At 35.9% G+C, this 2,370-nt stretch carries 2 protein-coding genes; both read left to right on the top strand.

The genetic code is table 11. The annotated features are described in order from the left end of the window. Positions 1 to 410 precede the first annotated feature (410 nt). Positions 411 to 1,490 carry a protein kinase domain-containing protein gene (locus AAEY57_RS19020; RefSeq protein ID WP_350608558.1) on the top strand — a complete coding sequence of 360 codons (1,080 nt, stop codon included), beginning with the start codon at positions 411 to 413 and terminating at the stop codon, positions 1,488 to 1,490. Between the two features lie 438 nt (positions 1,491 to 1,928). Further along, positions 1,929 to 2,312, top strand: a complete 384-nt coding sequence (locus AAEY57_RS19015; RefSeq protein ID WP_350608557.1) for a hypothetical protein — start codon at positions 1,929 to 1,931, stop codon at positions 2,310 to 2,312. Positions 2,313 to 2,370 lie beyond the last annotated feature (58 nt).

Below are 2,370 nucleotides of genomic sequence, written 5' to 3'. Positions count from 1 at the left end.
GTGCCAGCCTGAGCCCGATATCGACAGCTTGTTACCCTGGAATTTTAAAACATAGGTGTAGTTCGCTAGACGCTCACGGTTTAAAGAAAAATTAGGTATTTGCGCTAGAAGCCAAACCATATTTTGTACTCCATGTAGAGAGCATGCGGCAAGTCATTTCGAGGCTGGTGGCTCTCTTCTAGAGATAAGCTTAGAGGGGGAAAATAATGCGTTGATCTATTGTGCAGATGTAAACGATTTTTTGGATCTTATTCCGAAAGAAGCATTTGATAGGGATAGTGGCGTTAAGTTTGATATTGCGGAAAGGCTTGACGGTCTTAAGTACGAATTGGTGAAAAACGTCGATGAAATACCTTCTAACTTTACTGGAGAAGTTATGTTGTTTTGTGAGAAATATAAGGTCAAGAACGTTGGCTGATAATAACTATGAACTATTGTCGTCTTTAGGGTTACTCACAATTGACGGTTATGAATTTTTAGAATCTTTAGGAGGAGGCTCTGCGTTAAGCAGTGTTTACGTAAAAGGTAATAATAAAATTGTCGTTAAATTTCTAATTTCTCCAAGAAATAAAGTTGAGTTAGAGCGGTTTAAACTTGAGTATTCAGTACTCAAGGATAATAAGTTTAATATGGACTTTGGTGATAACCCATCAAGAGAGCCAAAGTACTTCAGAGGACCAGAAAGCAGCTACCCTCTTCCTAAGATAGCACTTGATTTGAAAGAGTATCATTCTGGCATGGTTTTTTGTTTTGGTTATAAATATGAAGAAGGGTCATTGTTGTCAGATATTTCAACAAAAGACTACTCAATTAAAGAAAAATATGAGTTTCTTCATCGAATTGCATCTGGTTTAAGTTACTTTAGTCAAACAGGATATACACATAGAGACCTTCACCCAAGTAATATTTTACTGTTAGATGACTTTGAGATGCCTAAGTATGACCGTGACAGAACCGAAAATGATCCAAGAGTTAAATTTTTAGATCTAGGTAATTGTCAATCCGATGACCTTGAAAATGCCTATATTTACGGCATTGAACGAGATGTTGATGAGCAGTTAGTTTTTCATGATAACAATAAGCGTTTATTGACTTCATTTGTTTCTATGCCTCCAGACTTTTTGGAACATGGTTCAGCGACAAAAAATTATGATACTTGGGCTTTTGGCATTTTTGCTTATAACGTGTTTTTTGGAGAAATGCCTTTTGAGTTAAACGACATAAAAGATGTAACTGAATTACGACAGCTATCAGGATTACCTTCCAACGTAAAAAGTAGACTAAATGAACTTGATGATGGGCCTCGGTTGATAATGCAGCACCTATTGTCGTGGAGAGGTGAAAATCGGCCTGAAATTCACAGCATTGTAAGGTTATTTAGTTGGCTGATATATAGAAGTGAAGAGTTTACTGATATTGCGTTTATCAAGAGGGTAATTCACGAACATGGTTTTGACCCATATCATGATCCAAGGGATGACTATTATTAGCAAAACTACTCACAAACTTTATTAAATTTTGAAGGGAAAGAGTCGATTCAGTTATGGGGATGTTCACAAACTATATTCGATTTTCGTCTTTAAAAAGCTCTTATAAATCAAATACCCGATTCACAAACTTTATTAGAGTACGACACGAACTGATCAAAGTTGTTATAGTTTGGGAATGATAATTATAGATTGGGAAAGTTATTAAAGATTGGGAAAGTTATTAAAGATTGGGAAAGTTATTAAAGATTGGGAAAGTTATTAAAGATTGGGAATTCTTTTCCCAAACTATAACTCTTGAAAAGGTGAGCGAATTAGCTCACCTTTTTTGTTTTCAGCTGTAGTTGTTATGTTGAAACAACTTTTGTGTTAATCTCAATTGAAGAATAATAACTAAATTTAAATTACGGAATAGTAGTTCCTGATGGAGTAACGGTTTAAATGTTAAGGGTTTTATGTTTTGTTCTTTTTTCTGCCAATTTAGCAGCCAGTGAAGTAAAAAGTGAAATAGATAAGGTTCTTTATGGTTATACAACTATAGCTGAATCGAGGGCTATTTTAGAAAAATTAGAACAAGGAATACCATATAAAAATGTGCTTGATGATGCCCGAGTAATGACATTTAAGTGTTGGTTCTCTGATGTAGCTACACCGAACGGACTTATCACCTATAAACACTTTTTAAAACAAGCGAGCTCGATCATTCAAAAGTCGAGCGTTCAAGTTCTAAAACACGAGTTCATAGCATGTAAAGCCGCCCAAGAATACATTCAAGGCCATTACCAAGCAGCGACAACTCTTTTAAAGCGGAGTTTTTCAAGGTAGTTGTCCGATTTTCCCGTTTTATGCTGCTGCCTGAGCCTGCACGATTTCCCGCTCCGGA

It is taken from the genome of Pseudoalteromonas sp. MER144-MNA-CIBAN-0113 (assembly GCF_040308965.1).
In the GTDB taxonomy this organism is placed as follows: Bacteria; Pseudomonadota; Gammaproteobacteria; order Enterobacterales; family Alteromonadaceae; genus Pseudoalteromonas; species Pseudoalteromonas tetraodonis.
This window is presented reverse-complemented; position numbering and strand designations above follow the sequence as displayed.

What these genes read in the sequence shown, in the direction of transcription:
- AAEY57_RS19015 (WP_350608557.1), top strand. Translation starts at nt 1,929, where the DNA reads ATGTTAAGGGTTTTATGTTTTGTTCTTTTTTCTGCCAATTTAGCAGCC.